Origin of the sequence: Actinoplanes sp. NPDC089786 (assembly GCF_040684855.1) — a bacterium.
Taxonomy (GTDB): domain Bacteria; phylum Actinomycetota; class Actinomycetes; order Mycobacteriales; family Micromonosporaceae; genus Actinoplanes.
This window is the reverse complement of the sequence record NZ_JBFBGU010000035.1, coordinates 1-21,753: the sequence shown is the minus strand read 5'-3', so window position 1 is coordinate 21,753 and position 21,753 is coordinate 1. Positions and strand designations below refer to the sequence as shown.

Here is a 21,753-nt window from a genome sequence, read left to right as displayed (position 1 = left end):
TCGTGACCGTCGAGCAGAACCCCCACGGACGCGTACGTCTGGACAGCGTCGCCCTGGCCATGCAGCGGGTCCGCCGGTTCACCCGGTTCCGCCTCGCTCCGGCGGTCTACTCGGAGACCCGGCCGGTCGAGGTGAGCGCCTGGGTCGTCGGCGGTGAGCCCGTCCCCTTCGACGAGGCCCGCGGCCGGCGCTTCGAGCCCGTGGAGATGGGAATGCCGTGGGGCCGGCCGTGGGACACCGTGTGGTTCGATGTGCGGGGCGTCGCGCCCACCTCCTGGGCGCCGGAGGAGACCGAACTCGTCGTCGACCTCGGCTTCACCGCCGAGCAGCCTGGGTTCCAGGCCGAGGCCACGGCCTACCGACCGGACGGCTCGATCGTGAAGGCGATCGAGCCGCTCAACGCGTGGGTGCCGCTGCCGCAGCGCGGCCCCTTCCACCTCCTGATCGAGGCCGCGGCCAACCCCGTGGTGCAGGTCCCCCACGAGTACGAGCCGACCCTGCTCGGTGACCTGCGAACCTCCGGCGACGAGCCGCACTACACCCTGCGCCGCATCGAAGTCGCGCGACGCGACATCGTCGTGTGGGAGCTCCTGCAGGACGTGGCCGCACTCGACGGGCTCGTGGACGTGCTGCCACCGGAGGGCATGCGCCGGGCGGCCATCGTCAGCGCCCTCGAGCGGATGGTCGACGTCATGGACCCCGACGACGTGCCCGGGACGGCGGCGCAAGGGCGCGAGGTCCTCGCGCCGGTCCTTTCGGCGAAGGCACCGGCGAGCGCGCTTCGCGTCTCGGCCGTGGGACACGCCCACATCGACTGTGCCTGGCTGTGGCCCACCCGCGAAACCGAGCGCAAAGTGGCGCGCACTTTCGCCAACGTGCTCGACCTCATCGAGCGCGACCCCGAGTTCGTCTTCGCCGCTTCCTCGGCCCAGCAGTACGCCTGGCTGAAGGACCGCCAGCCGGGGCTCTACGCGAGGGTTCGCGACGCCGTCGCCGCGGGCCGCATCCGCCCGGTGGGCGGGATGTGGGTCGAGTCCGACACCAACATGCCGGGGGGCGAGGCGCTGGCCCGCCAGTTCGTTCTCGGCAAGCGGTTCTTCCTCGAGGAGTTCGGGGTCGAGTCGGACGAGGTGTGGCTGCCGGACTCCTTCGGTTACACCGCGTCGTTGCCGCAGATCGCCACGGCGGCGGGCGCACGGTACTTCGTCACCCAGAAGCCGTCGTGGAACGAGACGAACGCCATCCCGTACTCCACCTTCCTCTGGGAGGGCATCGACGGGTCGCGCCTCTTCACGCACCTGCCTCCGTCCGAGACCTACAACTCCGACCTCGACGCCCCCGACCTGGCTCGCGCCGAACGGAACTTCAGCGAGAAGGGCGTGGCCCGCGAGGTGCTCGGCCTCTTCGGCTGGGGCGACGGAGGAGGTGGCCCGACGCGGGAGATGCTGGCGATGGCGGCGCGCAAGGCCGACCTCGACGGCTCACCCCGCGTACGCCTGACGGACCCCACGTCTTTCTTCACGGCCGCCGAGGCGGAGCTGCCGGCCCCACCCGTGTGGGTCGGCGAGATGTACCTCGAACTTCATCGAGGCGCGCTCGTCTCGCAGCAGAAGACCAAGCGCGGCAACCGCCACAGCGAGGCACTGCTCCGCCAGGCCGAGCTGTGGGCCGCCACGGCGGCCATCCTGAAGGGCGCCAGTTATCCCATGGCGCAGCTGGAGGAGGCCTGGCGCACCGTCCTGCTCCAGCAGTTCCACGACATCCTGCCCGGCACCGCGATCGCCTGGGTCCACCAGGACGCCGAAGCAGGGTACGCGCGGGTCGAGTCGTTGCTCCAGGGACTCATCGAGACCGCGCTGGCCGCCCTGGCCGGTGACGGTGACGATGACGATGACGTGCCGCTGGCCGCGAACGCCGGTCCCCTGGCGCAGCACGGCGTTCCGGCCATGGGGATCGGTCCGGCGTCCGCGCCCGCACCGGCAGCACCCCGCGCGAAGGACGGAACCTGGGTCCTCGAGGACGACCGGCTGCGGGTGGTCGTCGACGCCAGGGGCGCCCTGGTCTCGATCCGCGACCTCGTGGCGGACCGTGAGGTCCTCCCGGAGGGGACCGCGGGCGGGGTGCTGCAGCTGCTGCGTGACACCCCCCGCGAGTGGGACGCGTGGGACATCAACGAGGAGGACCAGCGGTCCGGCCGGGAGCTCCTCGAGCCGGCCCGGGTCCAGGGTGACAGCGACGCGGTCGTCGTCCGGCACGAGATCGGCAAGTCCGCGGTCGACGTACGAATCAGCGTGGTGGACGGCCACCTCGACCTGGCCTTCGACATCGACTGGCAGGAGTCGCAGAAGCTGCTCAAACTGGCCTTCCCTCTCGACGTACGCGCGGACCGGGCCACGTCGGAGCTCCAGTTCGGACACCTGCACCGGCCGATCCACCGCAACACGTCGTGGGACGCCGCGCGCTTCGAGACCGTCGCCCATCGCTGGATCCACGTCGGCGAACCGAGCTGGGGCGTGGCGATCGCGAACGACGTGGTGTACGGCCACGACCTGCGGACCATCGCGGCACCGTCGGGGCGCCCGATGGTGATGGCGCGGCTCTCGCTGCTGCGTGCGCCCCGGTACCCCGACCCCTCCGCCGATCAGGGGCAGCACAGCTTCACCGTCAGCCTGCGTCCCGGTGGCATTCCCGAGGCCGTCGCGGACGGCTACCGGCAGCACCTCCCGCTGCGCGCCCTGCATGGCGCGCCCGTGGCTCCGCTCGTCGCCGTCTCGAACCCCGCCGTCGTCGTCGAGGCGGTCAAGCTGGCCGAGGATGGAAGCGGCGACCTCGTCCTGCGGCTCTACGAGGCCCACGGCGACCGTTCCGAGGCGGCCGTGACCACATCGGTGGACTGGAACGCCGTCGAGGCCACCGACCTGCTCGAGCGCCCCATCGATGGCAGCGCGGTCCGGCGGGTCGAGCCACGCCGGGTCGAGGTGACCCTGCGACCGTTCGAGCTGCTGACCCTGCGCTTTCGCGCGCCACGCGTCGCGGCATGAGAGGACCAACGTTGGCACCGGAAACAGCCTCCTATCTGGATGACGTCGGCCCCGGACGTGGCCTGCGACGGCAGGCGCGGTCGTGGCTCCACACCGACGCGCCCCACCTGTCTCTGCACGGAGACTGGCGGTTCCGGCTCCTGGCCGGCGTGCCGGGCACGCTCGGCGCACCCGGGGTGCTGCCGGAGGGTGAGGCACCGGACGCGTTCGCCGAGCCCGCCTACGACGACTCCGGCTGGGACAGCCTGCCGGTCCCGAGCCACTGGGTCCTGCACGGGGAGGGACGCTACGGCTCACCGCAGTACACCAACGTGCAACTGCCCTTCCCGCAGGACCCGCCGTTCACTCCTGACGAGAACCCCACCGGCGACCACCGTCGCACCTTCGTCGTCCCGGCCGAGTGGGACGACCGCGACGCCTACGAGGCCGTCGTCCTGCGCTTCGACGGCGTCGAATCGCGCTACCGGGTCTGGGTCAACGGGACCGAGGTAGGCGTCGGCACCGGCTCGCGGCTCGCCCAGGAGTTCGACGTCACCGGCGTCGTGACGGCCGGCACCAACACCGTGGCGGTACGGGTGCACCAGTGGTCGGCCTCGACGTACGTCGAAGACCAGGATCAATGGTGGCTCCCCGGCATCTTCCGTGACGTCACCCTCCAGGCCCGGCCCGTCGGTGGCATCGAAGACGTCTGGCTCCGCGCGGGCTACGACCACATAAGTGGGCACGGACTCGTCACCACCGAGCTGACCGCCGCGGACACCGCGTACCCGGTGCGACTGCGCATCCCCGACCTCGGGGTGGACGTCGAGTGGGCGACCCCCGACGACACCGCGCCCGTGGACGTGGGCGTCGTGCAGCCCTGGACGGCGGAGCGACCCCGGCTGTACGACGCGACGGTCGTCTCCGCGGGCGGTGCGGAGACGGTCTCGCTCAGGCTGGGGTTCCGCACCGTGGAGGTCGTCGGCGACCGCTTCCTCGTCAACGGGCGGCGGGTCGTCCTGCACGGGATGAACCGGCACGACACCCATCCCGACCTGGGCCGCGGCTTCGACGAAGACTTCGTACGCCATGATCTCGAACTGATGAAGCGCCACAACGTCAACGCGATCCGCACCGCGCACTACCCGCCCCACCCGCGGGTGCTCGACCTCGCCGACGAGCTCGGCTTCTGGGTCATGCTCGAGTGCGACGTCGAGACGCACTCCTTCCACCACGGGGGCAGCGCCCTGGCGCCGGGCATCGACGAGTGGATGGGCAACCCGAGCGAGGACCCGCGGTGGCGCGACGCCTTCCTCGACCGCATCGAGAGGACCGTCGAGCGGGACAAGAACCACCCGAGCGTCGTCATGTGGTCGCTCGGCAACGAGTCGGGCACCGGGGCCAACCTCGCCGCGATGGCCACGTGGGTCCACGCGCGCGACCCGGAGCGCCCCGTCCACTACGAGGGCGACCGCGCCGGCGAGTACACCGACGTCTACTCGCGCATGTACCCCTCGGTCGCCGAGGTCGTGAGCATCGGCAGCGACTCGACGGGCGCGCTCGAGAAGGCCTCCGTGGCCGAGTCGGTCCGGCAGCGCACGAAGCCCTTCCTGCTCTGCGAGTACGTCCACGCCATGGGCAACGGCCCCGGGGGCATCGACCGCTACGAGGACCTCGTGTGGCGCTACCCCAGGCTCCACGGCGGTTTCGTCTGGGAGTGGCGCGACCACGGCCTACGCACCCGCACGGCGGACGGGGTGGAGTACTTCGGCTACGGCGGTGACTTCGGGGAGACCGGCGTCCACGACGGCCACTTCTGCATGGACGGCATGGTGCTGTCCGACGGGACACCCACACCGGGCCTCGTCGAGTTCGCCGCGGTAGTGGCACCGATCCGCTTCGACGTCCGCACGGACGGGCGCAGCGTCGTCGTGACCGTCACCAACGCCCGGCACTCCGCGCCGACGGACGACCTCGTCTTTCCCTGGCGCCTCGAGCACGACGGCCGGGTCGTCCACGAGGGGGTGCTCGAGGTCGTGGGGGACGACGGTGGACCCGTCTCAGCGGGCGGCACCGCCGTGGTCGAGCTGACCCTGCCCGGCGAGGGAGTGCGGGCCGGAGCGGGCGAGGAATGGTTCACCGTGTCGGCGGCACTGCAGGACAGGACGGCCTGGGCCCCGGCCGGCCACGTCCTGGCCTCCGCCCAGGCTCGGACCGCTCCCACCGGTCCCGCTGCCGCCATGCCCACGAAGAGGCCGGCGAACACGACCGCGCTCCCCGTCGCGGGTGACTACTCCATCGGCCTGGCGGACTTCACGGACGGCCACCTCGTGGCCCTGGCCGGCTCGCCGGTCCGTGGTCCGCTTCTCGCTCTCTGGCGCGCCCCGACCGACAACGACGCCGGCTCGCACATGGGCAGCTACGACGTGACCGACCCGATGGAGCACCTGGGACTGGGCACGCCGGGGCCGTCGTATGGCGCCCAGTGGCGGGACGCCGGGCTCGACCGGCTGAACGGACGTCTGGTGAGCGTGCACCGGACCGCCGACGGCCTCCGGCGCAGCAGCCGTTGGGCCGCCGCCGACTCGCGCCTGTCGGTCACCGTGGAGGAGCTCTGGCAGGTCGAGGGTGATGGCGTCCGGCTCGGCCTGCGACTGGTCCCCTCCTCCCGCTGGAACCTCGTGTGGCCCCGACTGGGTGTCCGCCTCGACCTGCCCGTCGAGGTGGACCGGGCAGCGTGGTTCGGCACGGGTCCCGGGGAGTCGTACCCCGACTCCCGTCACGGCGTGCTCGTCGGCCGATACCAGGCCAACATCACCGACTTGACGTTCCCCTACGCGTGGCCCCAGGAGAGCGGTCACCGCAGCGACCTGCGCAGCCTCGACCTCGCCACGGCCGGAGGGGGCTGGCTCCGGATCGAGGCCGCCGCGGACCATCAGGGTCGGCGACCGGGGTTCACCCTGGCGCGACACACCGCGGAGGAGGTGGGCCAGGCGACGCACCAGCACGAGCTGCCGGTACCACGAAACAGCCACCTCTACCTGGACGCGGCTCAGACCGGCCTGGGATCACGGGCCTGTGGACCGGACGTGTGGCCGGACGCGCTCCTGCGTCCCGAGACGCGCACCCTCGATCTGCGTCTGACAGCGCTGTCGTGACGGACGTGCGGCAGTCCGCGCCGGACGTGCTCGTGCACCTCACCGCCTCCGGTGTGAGCGTCGTCCTCGACTCGACGCAGGGCCGGCTGCCGGCCGTGGTGCACTGGGGTGCCGCACTGGGTGCCCAGTCGAGGGAAGACCTGCGCGCACTCAGCACCGCGAACGTGGAGTCCCGCGAGGGCAACGTCGTGGACGAGCCGGTCCGCCTGGCCATCCTCCCCGAACACCACGCCGGTTGGCAGGGCCGGCCCGGCGTCGCAGGGCACCGCGACGGCGCGGACTGGTCACCGCGGTTCCAGGTGACCAGCCTCGACGTCGGGCCCGGAGCGACGGTCGACGACGGGCTGGTGGACGGCGGGCCCAGCGCCATCGTGTTCCACGCCCGCGACGAGGTGGCCATGCTCGGCCTCGAGCTCGAGGTCGAACTCCTGGCCAGCGGCCTGCTGCGCGCCCGTGCCCACCTGACCAACCGTGGCCCCACCGTCTACACGGTCAGCGAACTCAGCCTGGCCATGCCGATCCCCTCCCGAGCACGAGAGATCCTCGACTTCGCGGGCCGCTGGAGCAAGGAGCGCATCCCCCAGCGCCGCGCGCTCATCACCGGGATCCACGAGCGCGAGGGCCGCAAGGGACGTACCGGCCACGACGCGGCGACGATCCTCAGTGCCGGCGTCCCGGGCTTCGGCTTCTCCCGCGGCGAAGTCTGGGGTGTGCACGTGGCCTTCAGCGGCAACCACCGTCACTTCGCGGAGCGCCTCCCCACCGACGCGCAGGTCATCGGAGGCGGCGAGCTCCTGCTTCCGGGCGAGGTCCGGCTCGGGCGGGACGAGGGCTACAGCGGGCCCTGGCTCTACGCGACATACGGCGACGGGCTCGACGACCAGGCGCACCGCTTCCACCGCTTCCTGCGGGGCCGGGCCACCCATCCCGCGCGGCCCCGGCCGGTCACGCTCAACGTCTGGGAGGCGGTGTACTTCGACCACGACGTCGACCGGCTCGTCGACCTCGCCGAGCGCGCGGCCGCACTCGGAGTCGAGCGCTTCGTCCTCGACGACGGCTGGTTCCGCGGACGCCGGGACGACCGTCGGGGCCTCGGCGACTGGGTCGTCGACGAGACGGTGTGGCCGCACGGCCTTTCACCGCTCGTCGACCGGGTCACCCAGCTCGGGATGGAGTTCGGGCTGTGGTTCGAGCCCGAGATGGTCAACGAGGACAGCGACGTGGCCCGCTCGCATCCCGAGTGGGTCATGCAGACCGGCGGACGACTCCCCCTCCGCAGCCGGAACCAACAGGTCCTCGACCTCGCCCGCCCCGAGGCCTACGCCCACGTCCTGGAGCAGATGACCCGGGTCCTGTCGGACTACGACGTCGCCTACATCAAGTGGGACCACAACCGTGACCTCGTCGACGCGGGCACCATGCCGACCGGCGCCGCGGGCACGCACCGGCAGACGCTCGCGGCATACCGCCTCATGGACGAGCTCAAGCGACGCTTCCAGGGGCTCGAGATCGAGTCCTGCTCCTCGGGTGGTGGGCGCGTGGACCTCGGCGTCCTCGAGCGGACGGACCGGGTGTGGGCCAGCGACTGCGTCGACCCTCTCGAGCGCCAGGGCATCAACCTGTGGACCATGCAGCTGCTCCCGCCCGAACTGGTCGGAGCGCACGTGGGCTCGCCGGTCAACGAGACGACCGGACGGCGGCACGAGCTGTCGTTCCGGGCCGGCACCGCCGTCCACGGTCACTTCGGGATCGAGTGTGACCTCGCCAAGGCCTCCGCGAGCGAGATCCACGACCTCGCCGAGTGGGTGGCGTTCCACAAGGCGCACCGGGAGCTGCTGCACACCGGTGACGTGATCCGCTCGGACGACAGCGACGCCACCCTGTCCATCCACGGCGTCGTGAGCGCGGACCGGTCGGAGGCGCTGGTGTTCCTGGGCTACCTGAGCCGCTCTGACGGGTCGCCCCGGGGGCGGTTCACGCTGCCCGGCCTCGACCCGCACAGGCGGTACCGCATCGTTCCCGTCGTCGTCGGCACGCCGGACGCCGGCCTCGCGCCGCCACCGTGGTACCACGACGGCACGGGCATCGTCCTGAGCGGTCGGGCCCTGGCCGTCACCGGACTCCGTATCCCCGGTGCACGTCCCGAGCGGGTGGTGGTCCTGCGGGTGCAGGAGGAGGTCGGCTAGACCCGCGTTCCGCACGTCGGTGGTCGTTGCCGGTGGTCGCGGCGTTCGCCGGTCGGCTGCGGATTCGGGATCTCGTCGATGGGTTGTGCCTCCCAGCGCACGCCGAGGCGACGGAACTGATGCAGCAGGGTGAAGGTCCGCTCGACGACGTAGCGCAGCTTGCCCAGGCCCTTGATCCCTGTGGTCTTGGGCTTGGGGATGATCGTTCGTTGCCGCGCTCGCGGCAGGCCTGGCGGAACGTCGCACTGCTGTAGGCCTTGTCTGCCAGCAGCGTCGCGAACCGGCGCCGGAGCGGCCTGGTCGCCCCACTGATGCTCCACGCTGTGCCAGCTGACGCCGGCATCCAACAGATACCGACGGTTCGGCCGATCCAGATCGACGAACTGGGTCGGGCCACCGGTGACCGAGTCCAGCAGCACCCGGCCCGGCCCGAAATCCAGGACAGCCGCCGCCCGACCCGGCAACAAGGATGTCATGTCACTCCCACGAATCAGCGATGCCGGCCATTTTCGCATCAGTACCACGGCCCAGATGCAGGACGGCGCCGGTGACCGCCTGCCGGTCCCGTTTGGTGGTGAGGTCGCGTACGAAACTCGTGTCGATCTTGACTTCCTGGATCGGTAGTCCGGCGATCCGGCCCAGCGATGAATGTCCCTTTCACGCCTGCCCGCTTACCGGAACAGCGGCTCCCGCCGCTCCGGAACGCCCTCCGAGCCGTGCGGAACGTTCCGCCTGCCGCCACAACCGCGGTGGAGTGGCCACGGATGAGTGACGCAACGGCGGTTCACAACCACGCCCCGGAGCGGTATCCGGGCAACTGACGTCAATGGGTTGAGCGGGCGCGGGCGGTCGTAGCGGGCAGGAACCGGGCGCCTATGCTGCGCGTAGCGTCGAGGTCGCCGCGCATGTGAAGTCGGAGGGTGCACAGATGGCCGACAGCCCGGAGTACGCGTCGAAGTTCGACACTGGTGTGGCGCACACCGCGCGGACCTGGAACTACTGGCTGGGTGGTAAGGACAACTTCGCCTCCGACCGGGAGGTCGGTGAGCAGATCCTCCAGTTCCTGCCGAACATGCGGACCACCGCCCGCGCCGACCGGGCCTTCCTCGGCCGCGCGGTGCGATACCTCGCCGGGGAGGCCGGGATACGCCAGTTCCTCGATGTCGGCACCGGGCTGCCCACTGCGGACAACACTCACGAGGTCGCCCAGTCCGTCGCCCCGCAGTCGCGGATCGTCTACATCGACAATGATCCGCTGGTGCTGGTGCACGCTCGCGCACTGCTCACCAGCACCCCCGAGGGTGTCACCGACTACGTCGAGGCCGACCTGCGCGAACCTGAGAAGGTCTTACAGGAGGCCGCTCGGACGTTGGACTTCACCCAACCGGTCGCGCTGACCCTGCTGGGCGTGTTGAACTTCGTCATCGATGACGACGAGGCGCAAGCGATCGTCGACCGGCTCCTTGACGCGATACCGCCCGGCAGCTACCTGGCGATCGCCCACGCCAGCAACGAGGTGAATCCCGCCGAGGCCGAGGCAGCCCGGCGGTTCTGGAACGAGAACGCCACGCCCCCGATCACCTTCCGCTCCGCGCAACAGATAACTCGGTTCTTCGACCGGCTGGAACTGCTCGACCCAGGCGTGGTCTCGTGTTCGCGGTGGCGGCCCGAGGCGAGCGACCTGGCCATTCCCGAAGTGGATCAATTCTGTGGTGTCGGCCGGCTCGCCGGGTAGACAGCCAAGACGGCCGCCGCTGCCCGATCCAGTCGAGGGCCGCGAGCGGGTCATGCGCTGGTGCAGCCAAGGCCCGCTGTCGAAGCGGGAAAGCTCTGCTGCTGCTCGGGCCATCCGCGTGGTGGCGTTTGTCGCGAGCATGTCTTGAAGCCATGCGACCTGATCGGGTGCCAGGGGCGGCCCTCCGCCGGTACCGGGGCGGGCCACTATCCGGGCGAACCGCCGCATGCCGAGCAGGCGAACCACGCGCGGTGCCAGCCACCCTTCGACCCGCTCGCGGCGTGTTGTGGTGTTGTAGGGCCGCATACGCGCGGGGACATGCCGAGTCGGGGGCGTCGGCTCCCAGAGATGCGTCGGCCTAATCATGGATCTCGACAGACGAGGAGCGAGCCCGTCGCGACCAGTAGGGAGCCAGCGCCAGCGACAGCACCGCCAGCAGCGTGCCGAGGACCGCGCCGATCGTGTTGTGCACCCAGTCGTCGGAGTCACAGGAACGACCGAGGGCCGGCACGGCGGCTTGGAACGCCTCCACCATCGCCGACAGCCCGCTGCCGGCCACCATGACCAGCACCGGGCGTCGCGTGGCCACTCCCGCCAGCAACACCGGCGCGACGAAGAGCAGGATGTTCGCCATGGACTCGGGACCGGTGAGCGGGGGGATTTCCCACTGCACCTGGCAGCGCGCGAAAAGCTGGCGGTTCTCTGGCAGCAGGGTCAGGAACGCCAGCGGCAGCAACGTGACACCGGTCATTACCCAGGCTGTCCTCGGCCGGGTGACCAACCAGCTTCCCATCAATGGTCCGACGAGGAACAGCAGCACCAAGGCGACCGCGGGCAGCCATCGATGTTCGACCAGGAACGTCGAGATCATTGGCCGCAGTCCAACCCCAGCATGACCTCGCGGAAGGCGGCGGTACCACCACGCCCGACACGGTGCGGGTCCTCAGACACCCGCTGACTCTAGGTGAGGTAGGCAAGCCGCCTCGACATCGGTACCCGGACGACCGTACTCGGATGCGACGACCATCAGCCCTGCAACCGCGACTCTCACCTGGCTGTGCACCCAGCAGGGCGCCGACCACAGTCAGCAGATCCGAACCACGACCGGTCGCGGCCCGGGCGATGGTGTACCCGGTCTCCTCGTTGACGTACGTCAGCGGCTCGAGCACCGCAGTTGGACCTGCGGAGCGGGACGAGACGAGACGGCCGCACACACACCGCCATCGTGCCGTCGTGACTGTCTCAACACCAAACCCGCAGTTGATCAACCCCTCAAGAGCGCAGCCCGGCATGCGGTGATGGGCGATTCGCACCCCTGAGCACCCACCGTGAGAGGATCACCTTCGACCTCCCCATTAGCGTGTTCGGCAACGGTTGATTCGTCGGTCGTCGACTCGGCCCAGAAGGCGAAGCGATCGGCGCGGCCTGTCATGAGCTCACGGAGGCACGTTGGGACGCCAGGAAGACGACAGTCTGAGCCGGGACGTGAAGTTCTACTTGCGACGGCTCGCCGCCGTGACGGATTCCGCCATCAACGCCTCTGGGACGGCGGCCATCGCGTCGGCGCTCGCCGAGGCGCAACGCGTGGCCGCCTGGGGACTTCGGTCCGCGGTGGAACTCGGACGCGAGAGGGGCCTCAGCTGGCGGCAACTCGCTGATCTGCTCGACATCCCGGTCTCGACACTGCACCGCCAGTACCGCAGTGGCGGCGCCGACCTGGCAACCCCCGAGCCCCAACCTCACCCGCAGGATTCACCACCGGCGGCGGGCTGGGTGCCACCGTGGTTCGATCGCTTCGTCGGACGCGAGCGCGAACTGGCTGACCTGTCCGAGTTGCTGCCCGGGACGCGGCTGCTCAGCGTCATCGGCCCCGTCGGTGTCGGTAAGACGCGACTCGCCGCGGAGTTCGCCCGGCGTGTCGAGCCCGCCTACCCCGATGGAGTCAGGTGGGTCGGCCTGGCCGGCGTCACCAAGCCGTGGCAGGTGGCATCAGTGGTGGGCAGAACGGGTGAGCCGGCCGGGGTCGGACCCGCCCTGCTCGTGCTCGACAACTGCGAGCACGTGGTCGACGGCCTGATCGATGTCGTCTCGAAGCTGCGGGCCGCCACACCGGAGTTGCACATCGTGACCACGAGCCGGGAGGCCCTTCGCGCGCAGGGCGAGATCGTCATGGTGCTCGAGCCGATGCGGGCCGACGCGGTACTCCTGTTCAGTGCGCGGGCGTCCGAGTCGAGGTCCGACTTCGATCCCGCCGACTGGCCCGACGTCATCGCGAAAATCTGCGATCGCCTCGATGGTCTGCCGCTGGCGATCGAACTTGCCGCGGGCCAGATGGACGTGCTGACGCCGGAGACCCTGCTGCCCAAGATGGCGGAGCGGCTCGATCTGCTGGTCGATGCCCGGCGCGGAGCAGTCGGTCACCGGCGGAGCCTTCGCGACGCGATTCAATGGAGCTACGACCTACTGGACAAGCCCGAACAGGAGATGTTCGCCCGGCTCTCCGTCCTGCCCGGCGGCTTCGATCAGCAGAGCGCCGCCGCCGTGACGGCCGACCTGGGCCTGCCGCCGGCGAACGTGTGGGCACAGCTGACCGGCCTGGCCCGCAAGTCGATGATCGTCATCGATCCGCAGCGCCCCGGCCGATTCCGGATGCTCGAATCGCTGCGGATGTTCGGCCAGGAGCGCCTGCTCGATGCCGGCGGAGTCGTGCCCACTCAGCTCCTGCTGCTGGACTGGCTCGCCACCTTCGAACGGCAGCTCGCGGAATACCAGCGGCGTGACGAAATGACGATGACACAGCGAAGGATCGTCGCCGAGCTGGACAACCTTCGAAACGCAGTGGACGTCGCGGCCACCATCAGTCATCCGTCGTACCCAGGCCTGGCCATTCTGCTCTCGCGCTTCCTCGCCCACAATTCCGATCTGGCCGAGGTCGAAAAGCTCCTCTCCGACGTACTGAACAATCCCCTGACCTCGCCACTCCATCGCGCGAATGCGCTGTCCTGGCTCTCCAAGAACGCCGCCCGCCAAGGCGATCTCGACGCGGCGGTCCGTCACTCGGACGACGCTGTCGTCTTGGCACGTGAGCTCGATGACGTGAACGCGCTGACGATGGCGCTCACCAGTTTCATGATGACGCGCGGCTCGAACGGCGACCTCGCCGGCGGTGTAGAGGTGAGCAAGGAGTTGATCGCATTGCTGCTCCGGGCGGGCCGGACCGACCAGGTCGACTGGATCCTCACCAAACAGGCGTGGCTGCTGCTCACCGGCGGAGACCTGGCGGCCGCGAGCAACGCCGTCGCGGAGGCCATCCAGACGTACGAGTCGCAGGCCGACCAGGACCAGCCGATCACGGTCCGCTTCGCCAACCACGCCGGGATGAATCTGCTGCACACCGCCGCTGTGACCGCCACCATGCAACGCGACGATGCGGCCGCCGCCGAGTACGTCATGGCCGTGCTCACCATCCCGGTTCCCGATCACGACAACGTCCTCAGCGCTATCGAGTGCGCGGCGCTCCTCGCCGTGCGTCGGAAGAAACACGTGCTCGCACTCACCTTGATGGCCGGAACTGCCGCCATCGGCCGCCAGGTGCAGACGTTCTGGACTCGGCAGCTCGAAGCGGCGACGAGCACCGCACAACACACCATCGGCCTCGCGGCGGCGCGAGCGGCCTCGGCGGCCGGCTCCGCGATGACCCTTCCGCAGCTCATCGATCTCGCGGTCAACGGTGACCGGCCGATCGACGAAGATCCCACCGGCGTCCTGACTCGCCGGGAGCTCGCCGTCGCGATGCGAGTGGCCGACGGTCTGACGAACGCTCAGATCGCCGGCGAGCTCTCCATCAGCGCGCGCACGGTCGCCAGCCACCTGACCAACATCCGCACCAAGCTGAACGTCAGCAACCGGGTCGAGGTTGCCCTATGGGCCGCGCGAACCGGAGAGTTCGCGAACGAGCCGGCACCGCGAGACTGACGCACCCCCGCAACGAACTCGGTATGACGGGCTGCCCTCGGCCGTACAGCGCAGCCCGCATCACGTTGGCGCCGAGCCGGTCGTCGGTCAGCTCAACGCGACGGCGAGAGCCGGGTAGTCGGTGTAGCCGTGGTGGTCACCGCCGTAGAACGTGGCCGGGGCGGCCGCGTTGGTTCGCTGCCGAGTTCGACCCGTTGGCCCCGTTCACCGCGATGACACCGGAGGCCGAGAAGTTCGGGTCGCTGCGCGTTGCGCTCAATATCGGCTCGGTGCTGATTCTGCTGATGATGGCGGTGGGACTGCTGACAGACAGGGTCCGTCCACCCTCGCCCCGGCAGCGCGCTCACTTCCGGCGATGGGGTTCACGTCCAGGGGTACCGCACTTATCCGGGGCTCACTTGTGCCTGTATCCGCCGGCTGACTCGTCGCAGACTCAGGACATGGGAGAGGTCGAACACGCTACCGGTCGCGGCCGATGACGCAGGCGGCCCTACCAAGCACCGGCCCGCGACGCACAGGCCCGCGAAGTACTCACCGAGTTGCTGGCGGTTCGGACCGGGCGTCGGCCGTTCACTCCGCATTTCCCGGAGTCGGAACACAACCAGGAGAACGTCGATGAATGACAACGAACAGAACACCCTAGCTCGGAATGCTGGATCGCCGATGTGGTCCGGCTCCCCGGGGGCCCCGGCGCTCCGCGCGCACGAGGCCAGCCTGCGCGAGGCGTTCGAGACCTACGGTGCGTTCCTCGTCAGTTCGCTGCACCGGATAGACGGCGAGACGACCCTCAAGGTGGAACCGGGTGGCCCGCTACTCGCCCCCACCCGGCCCGGCAGCACTTTGCACCTGCTGAGCTCGCGGGAACGGGAGGTGCTCAGCCTGATGGCTCTAGGCTTGGGCAACGCCGCCATCGCGGAGCGACTGTTCATCACACAGGGAGCAATACACAAGCACATCGGTAACATCTTCGCCAAGCTAAACCTCGCGCCCGACGACCAGGTGGACCGGCGGGTCGCCGCGGTGCTGCGCTACCTCAGCGGCACGTAGCGGGACTCGGCATGGGTTCGACATGGTGGACGTCCGCAGCCATCTCGCCGTCAGCTGCGCGGCGCTCAACCAGTGTCATATGGACCAGGCCAGCGCAACCCAGCACCTCAAATACCCGTACCGCGGAAGCGGCGAGGGTGACGCCCTCGTTCGATTTCGGCCGAACCGGCGGCGTACAGCCTTGCGGAACGGCGCCGCGACGACCGAAACCTGGCTCTGCGGCTGGTCGGTGACTGACCTGCCGCAAGACGAGATCATGTGCACTCATCTGGCCGCAATCCACGTGCCCGACTGAAGATCTCCGACGTGGTGCCGTTAGTCGATTCTCTCCTCCGGCTCGAGGAGGCGTTCGAGCATCGGTGCGAGCACCGCGCGTTCCCGGTCGTTGAGGCGCCGCAGCACCAGGCTCTGCTCTGCCACAGCGGTCTCCACCCGGTCACGTTCGGCTTTCCCGTCCGGTGTGAGCGCGAGGAGTTTTACCCGCCGGTCGGCACCCGGCACCCGCATCACCAGTCCCCGCTGTTCGAGTTGATCGGCGATGGCGGTGACGTTCGAGCGATTGCAGTCCAGCCGGTCAGCGAGGTCGCTCATCGCCGCCGGCGTCTCCAGCCGCAGGAGGGCGCGGGCGAGGTGTAGGGGCAGGCCGAGTGATTCGATCGCTTCCACGAAGTCGAAACGCGACCGCTCGGCCAACGTCACCAGCATCCGTGAGAGCCGCCGCGCCTCGGCCAGACGACCAGCTCGGTCCGTGCGGCCCATCGATCCTCCAGCGCGATTGTTCACCGACTGAAGTAGTGTACGCTGTGCCAGATAGTTCAGTCGATGAACCTTATAGTGGATGAACAAACTTGATGAGGTGCGGACGTGCACCTGACGCGAGAAGGAACCATGAACGAACATTCGCTTGGCCGGATCGCCGTCTTCGGCGCGACCGGCAAACAGGGCGGGTCGGTCGTCGACGCGCTTCTGTCCCGCGGTGCGCGGGTGCGCGCCCTCGTCCGCAACCCCGCATCCGGCCAGGCGCAGGCGCTCGCCGACCGCGGCGTCGAACTCGCGCGAATCGACATCGATGACGCCGCGTCGCTGTCAGCCGCCCTGCAAGGGGTGGCTGCCTTCTTCTTCATGACCACCCCCGAGGGTCAGAGCGCCGCCGCCATCGAGGGCGAAACGCGACAGGGCATTGCCCTGGCCGACGCGGCGGTCGCGGCGGCCGTGCCACACGTCGTGTTCAGCTCGGTCGGCGGCGCGGAACGCGACTCTGGCATCCCGCACTTCGAGTCGAAACGCCGCGTGGAGCAGCATCTCGATCAGTCAGGCCTGCGGGCGACGTACGTCCGCCCGGCCGCCTTCATGGAGAACTTCGTCTCCAGGGGACTGACCGTGGAAAACGGCGAGATCGTGCTGCGCTTGCCGTTGCCCGACCACATCCCGCTACAGCTGATCGCCGTCCACGACATCGGGCAGATCAGCGCCGTGCTCCTGCTCGAAGACGCCAAAGCGCCCGACGGGGCCATCGAAATCGCCGGCGACGAGCGCACCGGCAGCCAGATCGCCGCAGCGTTCGGCGAGCACGCCGGGCTTCCGGCCCGGTACGAGGCACTGCCCTTGGAGGTCCTCGGGGACAGCGAAGATGCCAAGGCGATGTTCCGCTGGTTCGCCGAGATCCCCGCCTACCAGGCCGACGTCAGCGCCGTCAAAGCGATCCACCCCAGTGCCTGGGACCTGCCGACCTGGCTCCGCTCCACCGGATGGACACCCCCCAGACGCGAAGTGTAAGCGGAGGAAACCCTCCGTATATGTGTTATCGATCGAGGAGTAAGCGTGCCCTACGAGAAGACGTCCATCCCGGCTGACGACCTGTCGCGCGGGATTACCGTTGCCCGACCCGATACGGACCAAGGCCTTACCCACATTGGACTCGTCGGCGACACGTACACGATCCTCATGAGAGGCGAGGACACCGCGGGCAAGTACACGCTCATCGACATGCACGTGCCGCCGAACGGCGGGCCGCCGCCTCACCGCCACGACTTCGAGGAGATGTTCACGGTACTCGAAGGCGAGGTCCAGGCGACCTTCCGCGGTGAGACCATGACCCTACGCGCGGGCGAGACCATCAACATCCCCGCGAACGCACCGCATTCGTTCATCAACGCCGGCACCGGGCCCGCCCGACTGCTGTGCCTCTGCGCGCCTTCAGGGCAGGAACAATTCTTTACGCTGTTAGGGCAGCCCGTCGGCACTCGAACCGAACCACCGGCGTCGTTGGACTCGCAGGCCGAGGCCGCCTTCCGCGCGAAAGCACAGGAGCTGGCCCCTCAGTTCGCCACCGAACTCCTCCCGCCGAAAGCCCACTGAACCCACCGCAACTCTTCGCCGCTGTCTCGGATGACAGGATCGCGAAGCCGCATTCGCCTTGCCATCGTAGGCCTCGCCGCAGCCGGTATCGGGGCGGTTGTCGGGAGCGAGTGGTTCGCCGTCGGCGGGTTGCTTGATCGGCCGCATGAAGGCGGCCATCGCGAGGCCGCCGCCTTGCTGGGTCAGCAGAAGGCGCGGGACGGGAAGGGGGCGGCGGAAGTAGACCGCGAGTATCGGGTGCGCCGCGAGGAAGCAGAACAGCCATCGCCAACCGATCGAATCGACCACGCGAGGTGGACACCGATCCCGTCAAGAACGGGAACATCGAGGACTTCGATCAATCTTCGACGAGCTGCTCCGCGTCGCCCGAGGAACAATAGATCCGCTTGACGAGGAGACACAATGCCGCTCGACTTGTTCACCCCGCAGAATACGGCCGTGCTGCTGATCGACCATCAGGAAGGCACGATGAGCTGGATCCGGTCGGCGCCGCTCGAGCAGGTCAAAGCCAACGCCCTGGCGGTGGCCAAAGCCGCCACCGCGCTCGACATGCCACTGGTGCTGACCTCGTCGCTCGAGGACATGGTGCAAGGCCCGCTGCTGCCTGAGCTGCGCGACATCGCACCACAGCAATACGCGACCCGTATCCGACGCTCCGGAGTGGTCAACGCCATGGAGGATCACCAGTTCGCCACCGCGGTCAAAGCCACCGACCGGCCGAACCTAGTCATCGCCGGAGTCACCAACGACGTCTGCACCGTGTACCCGACCATGAGCGCCCTGCGCGACGGCTACCGGGTGCAGGTCGTCGCCGACGCCGGCGGATCCACGAGCAAGCAGGCCGACGACATCGCCGTTGAGCGTATGCGCAGCGCCGGAGCTGGCATCACGGCAACCATCATGCTGCTCAGCGAACTGGCCCGGGACTGGAGCTCGGCCGCAGGCCAGATCCTGCTCCCGGTCACCACCAGCCTCGTCCCGTAGGAGAGCTGACCCGGACCATGACCACCGTGCCTGGCCTCACCCGCAGCACGATCAGCGTCAACGGCACCGAATTCAGCGTCACGCACGGTGGCCATGGCGAACCGCTGGTATTGCTGCACGGCTGGCCGCAGACCGGCGACTGCTGGCAACCAATCCTGCCCGCACTCGTCGACGCCGGCTATACCGTCGTCGTGCCCGACCTGCGTGGTCTCGGCCGCTCCGCGCCGGCCGACACCGGCTTCGGCAAAGACGAGCAGACTGAGGACATCCGCGGCCTGCTGCGCGCGCTCGGCCTGGGACCTGCCGCACACGTGGCCGGACACGACATCGGCGGCATGGTCGCCTTCTCCTGGGCCCGCCAATACCCCGACGATGTCCGCAGCCTGACGCTGATGGAACTTGCCGTGCCCGGCCTCGGCCTGGAACAGGCCATGAACGTGGCGCACGGTGGCCGCTGGCACTTCGGATTCTTCATGACTCCTGAGGTGCCGGAGCTACTGCTCGACGGCCACGAAGACGCGTTTTTCACCCTTTGGTACGCCCAGCTCGCGGGCACCAGCAATCCGCTGCCCGCCCACGACGTCAACCGCTACACCGAGGCATACCGCGGAACGAAGCGGCTGCGCTCGAGCTTCGGGCACTACCGAACGCTGCTCGACGACGGCCGGACCAACACGGCGTGGGCCGCGGCGGGCAATCAACTGCCCATGCCGGTCCTTGCCATCGGCGGCGATCAGTCTGTCGGCGACCGGCTGGGTACCAGCCTGCGTCCCGTGGCCCCGCACGTCGAGTCGGCAGTCATCGCCGGCAGTGGACACTTTCTGGCCGAGGAGCAGCCAGCATCGCTGGTCGAGCGGCTACTCAGTTTCCTGCGCTGACCGAGGGCTACGACGGGTGTGACACGCTGACGGCCGAGCTTCGCCGTCCAGCGCCGTGTCGACTTCCACCTCGGCAACGACGGTCGGCTCGACCGGGATGTACGCCACCGGCTGCCGCTCGGCGAGGTTCCCCGACCACCCGGCCAGCAGCGGACACGGCGACGGATGCCCGGCGCCGGACCACGGAACGGCAGGCCACGCAGCGCTCTTGCCAGAGCGTGCCGATCGTCGGCCTTCACCGGATGGGTCTGCCCGACAAACCGGAAAGTCCCGTGGTGGTCGAAGCGGCCAAGCAGGAATATCACCGGCCGCTCGAGAGCACCGGTCACCGGCCGACTGATCTGCGGGCCCTGGTTGGTAGGAGGAGGGGACCAGCCGATCCGGCGCGGTGTTCTTCCAGCCAGCCCTACCTCAGTTGGGTAGCCAGCGTCATTCAGACGCTTCGCGATGATCAATATCGTTTCGGCATGCGAGTAGATGGAAGCAATCCCCGCTCCCGCCGTGGGCGCAAGCTGGCTGTCGGCGCCGCTGTCGCCGGGGTGGTCTGCGCCGGCGTCGCGACCACCGCGTACCTCCCTGCGCTGGCCGACAGCACCCCGCGGCCAGCCACCTCGACTCTGCAGTGGGGTCCGTGTCCGACTGGCACGCCGGCCCCGCAACAGTGCGCCATCCTCGGGGTACCGCTCGATTACACCCGGCCGGACAGTCGCCTCATCAACGTCGAGGTCTCCCGCGTCCCGGCGGCCGACCTGGCGAAGCGCAAAGGCGTTCTCATGGTCAACGGCGGCGGCCCCGGTCCCAGTCTCGACGTGCCCACCGCCTTCGGCAGTCTGCTGCCCAAGGAGATACGTGACAGCTACGACCTGGTGGCTTTCGACCCGCGCGGCATCGGCTACAGCACACCGATCAACTGCGGCCGCGACGCTGACGAACTGGTCCGGGACCTGCAGTACTCGGTGTTGTCCTTCCCCGGCGCGAACGGTTCCATCAGGAACAACGTGGCCTTCGCCAAGCGGATGGGTAAGCAGTGCGCGGCCAACTCCGGTGGCCTTCTCCAACACATCAGCACCGCCAATGTGGCTCGCGACATGGACCGCATCCGCCAGTCCCTGGGCGAGCGCACCGTCTCTTACTGGGGCATCTCCTGGGGCACCTACCTCGGCTCGCTTTACCGGACCCTGTTCCCGCAGACCATCGACCGGATGGTGATCGACAGCTCGGTGGACCCGAACGCCCGCGGCTACGACGACTTCCGCTCGTTTGCCCGCGCGATGGAGGACCGCTGGCCCGACCTGGCGAAGTTCGCCGTCGCCAACAACGACACGGTGCGCCTCGGCAGTACCCCGGCGCAGGTACGTCGCAACTACTTGGCCTTGGCGGCGAAACTGGATCGCCATCCGGTCACGCTGGCCGAGACCAAGGCTCCCATCAACGGCAACTTTCTGCGGCTCTTCACCTGGCAGCTGTCCTACAGCGACGCCAGCATGATCACCAGCTCGGACACGCCGGTGCCCGCGATGGCTCAGCTGTGGAAGGCAGCCCGTGACGCCGCAGCCGGCACCGCCACCGCCGAGGACCGTTCCTTCCTCGCCGAACAGGCCAACGGCCTGATCGCCGAGGCGACCATGCCGGGCGTGCCGCAGGACAACCTGCTTTCCGCCGGCTGGGCTTTCAGCTGCGGTGACGAGGCATGGCCACGCGACCTCCAGACGTACGCCCGTAACACCGCAATCGACCGCGCCCGATTCCCGCTGACGGCCGGTGCTCCGGCCAACATCGCGCCCTGCTCGGCCTGGGCCGTTCAGCCGAGCGGGCCAGGACCCAAGGTCCGTTCGCTGGGCACGCGCAACGTCCTGATCCTGCAGAACGAGCGTGACCCGGCCACCCCGCTCGACGGGGCACAACGCATGCGGCGGGCGATGGGCTCGGATGCCGCGCTGGTCACGGTCGACGCCGGTGGCCATGGCGTGCTCATCCATCCGAACCCCAACGCCTGCGCGATAGGGGCGATGACCTCCTACCTCCTGAACGGCAATCTCCCCGCGAAGGACGAGGCCTGCAGCTGAACCGGATTCCCGACCCTGACCGGTCCCCGGGCGCAACGCTACGGCGCGACCGGGCAAGGGCGGCCTGACCTCATGACGCGCCCCTCGGACACCCTGACGTGTTACACCTCAAGCCCACGCACAAATAGGTGCCAGCATCCTTCACCTGCAATCACACAATGTCGGACGATAGCCAAGCGACGCAGTGAATGGGCTCCTGCCGCAGCCTCCTGCCAGCCCGCACACCCGCATCTGTGGGTGATCGCAGCCGATGCACTGATCTGCCGTTGCGACACGAGGTCGCACTTTGCGAGTGGACTCGCAGTTAGGAGGGTCGACATGGTGTCGGCTGTGTAGTTCCGGGCGC

General features: G+C 69.0%; 14 protein-coding genes and 2 pseudogenes. 12 read left to right on the top strand and 4 right to left on the bottom strand.

What is annotated here, in order from left to right; translation table 11 throughout:
• The first annotated feature begins 2 nt into the window (after nt 1-2).
• The 3 genes from AB0O15_RS44530 to AB0O15_RS44520 are packed head-to-tail and all read left to right on the top strand — an operon-like array spanning nt 3 to nt 8,364.
• Complete coding sequence (locus AB0O15_RS44530) at nt 3-3,041, top strand: glycoside hydrolase family 38 C-terminal domain-containing protein (protein WP_364333056.1); 3,039 nt, start codon at nt 3-5, stop codon at nt 3,039-3,041.
• 11 nt (nt 3,042-3,052) lie between these two features.
• Nucleotides 3,053-6,178, top strand: coding sequence for a glycoside hydrolase family 2 TIM barrel-domain containing protein (locus AB0O15_RS44525; RefSeq protein ID WP_364333054.1), 3,126 nt, complete (start codon nt 3,053-3,055; stop codon nt 6,176-6,178).
• Nucleotides 6,175-8,364: an alpha-galactosidase gene (locus AB0O15_RS44520; protein WP_364333051.1), complete on the top strand. Its 2,190-nt coding sequence runs from the start codon at nt 6,175-6,177 to the stop codon at nt 8,362-8,364. Before AB0O15_RS44525 ends, AB0O15_RS44520 begins: the two co-directional genes overlap by 4 nt.
• Here the strand turns inward: AB0O15_RS44520 and AB0O15_RS44515 are convergent.
• On the bottom strand, nt 8,361-8,840 hold the full coding sequence (locus AB0O15_RS44515; protein ID WP_364333048.1) for a hypothetical protein: 480 nt from the start codon (nt 8,838-8,840) through the stop codon (nt 8,361-8,363). The two genes, AB0O15_RS44520 and AB0O15_RS44515, sit on opposite strands and share 4 nt — an antisense overlap.
• Before the next feature lie 452 nt (nt 8,841-9,292).
• Between AB0O15_RS44515 and AB0O15_RS44510 the strand changes: the two genes are divergently transcribed.
• The gene (locus tag AB0O15_RS44510) at nt 9,293-10,099 is read left to right on the top strand and encodes an SAM-dependent methyltransferase (RefSeq protein ID WP_364333045.1); all 807 of its coding nucleotides are present in this window, start codon (nt 9,293-9,295) and stop codon (nt 10,097-10,099) included.
• 358 nt (nt 10,100-10,457) lie between these two features.
• Here the strand turns inward: AB0O15_RS44510 and AB0O15_RS44505 are convergent, their stop codons facing one another.
• Together AB0O15_RS44505 and AB0O15_RS44500 are read right to left on the bottom strand one after the other, a co-directional pair.
• On the bottom strand, nt 10,458-10,970 hold the full coding sequence (locus AB0O15_RS44505) for a VanZ family protein (RefSeq protein ID WP_364333042.1): 513 nt from the start codon (nt 10,968-10,970) through the stop codon (nt 10,458-10,460).
• A 158-nt stretch (nt 10,971-11,128) separates the two neighbouring features.
• Nucleotides 11,129-11,313 (bottom strand): annotated as a pseudogene (locus AB0O15_RS44500) (hypothetical protein); the annotation flags it as partial.
• Between the two features lie 826 nt (nt 11,314-12,139).
• Between AB0O15_RS44500 and AB0O15_RS44495 the strand changes: the two are divergent.
• The 3 genes and pseudogenes from AB0O15_RS44495 (at nt 12,140) to AB0O15_RS44485 (ending at nt 15,416) form a co-directional block, all read left to right on the top strand.
• Nucleotides 12,140-14,074: a LuxR C-terminal-related transcriptional regulator gene (locus AB0O15_RS44495; RefSeq protein ID WP_364333039.1), complete on the top strand. Its 1,935-nt coding sequence runs from the start codon at nt 12,140-12,142 to the stop codon at nt 14,072-14,074.
• A gap of 849 nt (nt 14,075-14,923) precedes the next feature.
• Nucleotides 14,924-15,121: pseudogene (locus tag AB0O15_RS44490) on the top strand (LuxR C-terminal-related transcriptional regulator); the annotation flags it as partial.
• Nucleotides 15,122-15,143: 22 nt separating this feature from the next.
• Nucleotides 15,144-15,416 (top strand): hypothetical protein, encoded by a 273-nt coding sequence (locus tag AB0O15_RS44485; RefSeq protein ID WP_364333036.1) that lies wholly within the window; start codon nt 15,144-15,146, stop codon nt 15,414-15,416.
• A 20-nt stretch (nt 15,417-15,436) separates the two neighbouring features.
• On the opposite strand, the gene AB0O15_RS44480 is transcribed toward AB0O15_RS44485, so the two are convergent.
• Nucleotides 15,437-15,880: a MarR family transcriptional regulator gene (locus AB0O15_RS44480; protein ID WP_364333033.1), complete on the bottom strand. Its 444-nt coding sequence runs from the start codon at nt 15,878-15,880 to the stop codon at nt 15,437-15,439.
• 129 nt (nt 15,881-16,009) lie between these two features.
• Between AB0O15_RS44480 and AB0O15_RS44475 the strand changes: the two genes are divergently transcribed.
• From AB0O15_RS44475 to AB0O15_RS44455, 5 genes are all read left to right on the top strand, one after another.
• Nucleotides 16,010-16,897, top strand: a complete 888-nt coding sequence (locus AB0O15_RS44475; protein WP_364333030.1) for an NmrA/HSCARG family protein — start codon at nt 16,010-16,012, stop codon at nt 16,895-16,897.
• A gap of 45 nt (nt 16,898-16,942) precedes the next feature.
• Complete coding sequence (locus tag AB0O15_RS44470; protein ID WP_364333027.1) at nt 16,943-17,479, top strand: cupin domain-containing protein; 537 nt, start codon at nt 16,943-16,945, stop codon at nt 17,477-17,479.
• Nucleotides 17,480-17,881: 402 nt separating this feature from the next.
• Complete coding sequence (locus AB0O15_RS44465) at nt 17,882-18,463, top strand: isochorismatase family protein (RefSeq protein ID WP_364333024.1); 582 nt, start codon at nt 17,882-17,884, stop codon at nt 18,461-18,463.
• Nucleotides 18,464-18,480: 17 nt separating this feature from the next.
• The gene (locus tag AB0O15_RS44460; protein ID WP_364333021.1) at nt 18,481-19,341 is read left to right on the top strand and encodes an alpha/beta hydrolase; all 861 of its coding nucleotides are present in this window, start codon (nt 18,481-18,483) and stop codon (nt 19,339-19,341) included.
• A 242-nt stretch (nt 19,342-19,583) separates the two neighbouring features.
• On the top strand, nt 19,584-21,407 hold the full coding sequence (locus AB0O15_RS44455) for an alpha/beta hydrolase (RefSeq protein WP_364333018.1): 1,824 nt from the start codon (nt 19,584-19,586) through the stop codon (nt 21,405-21,407).
• The last annotated feature ends 346 nt before the right edge of the window (nt 21,408-21,753 follow it).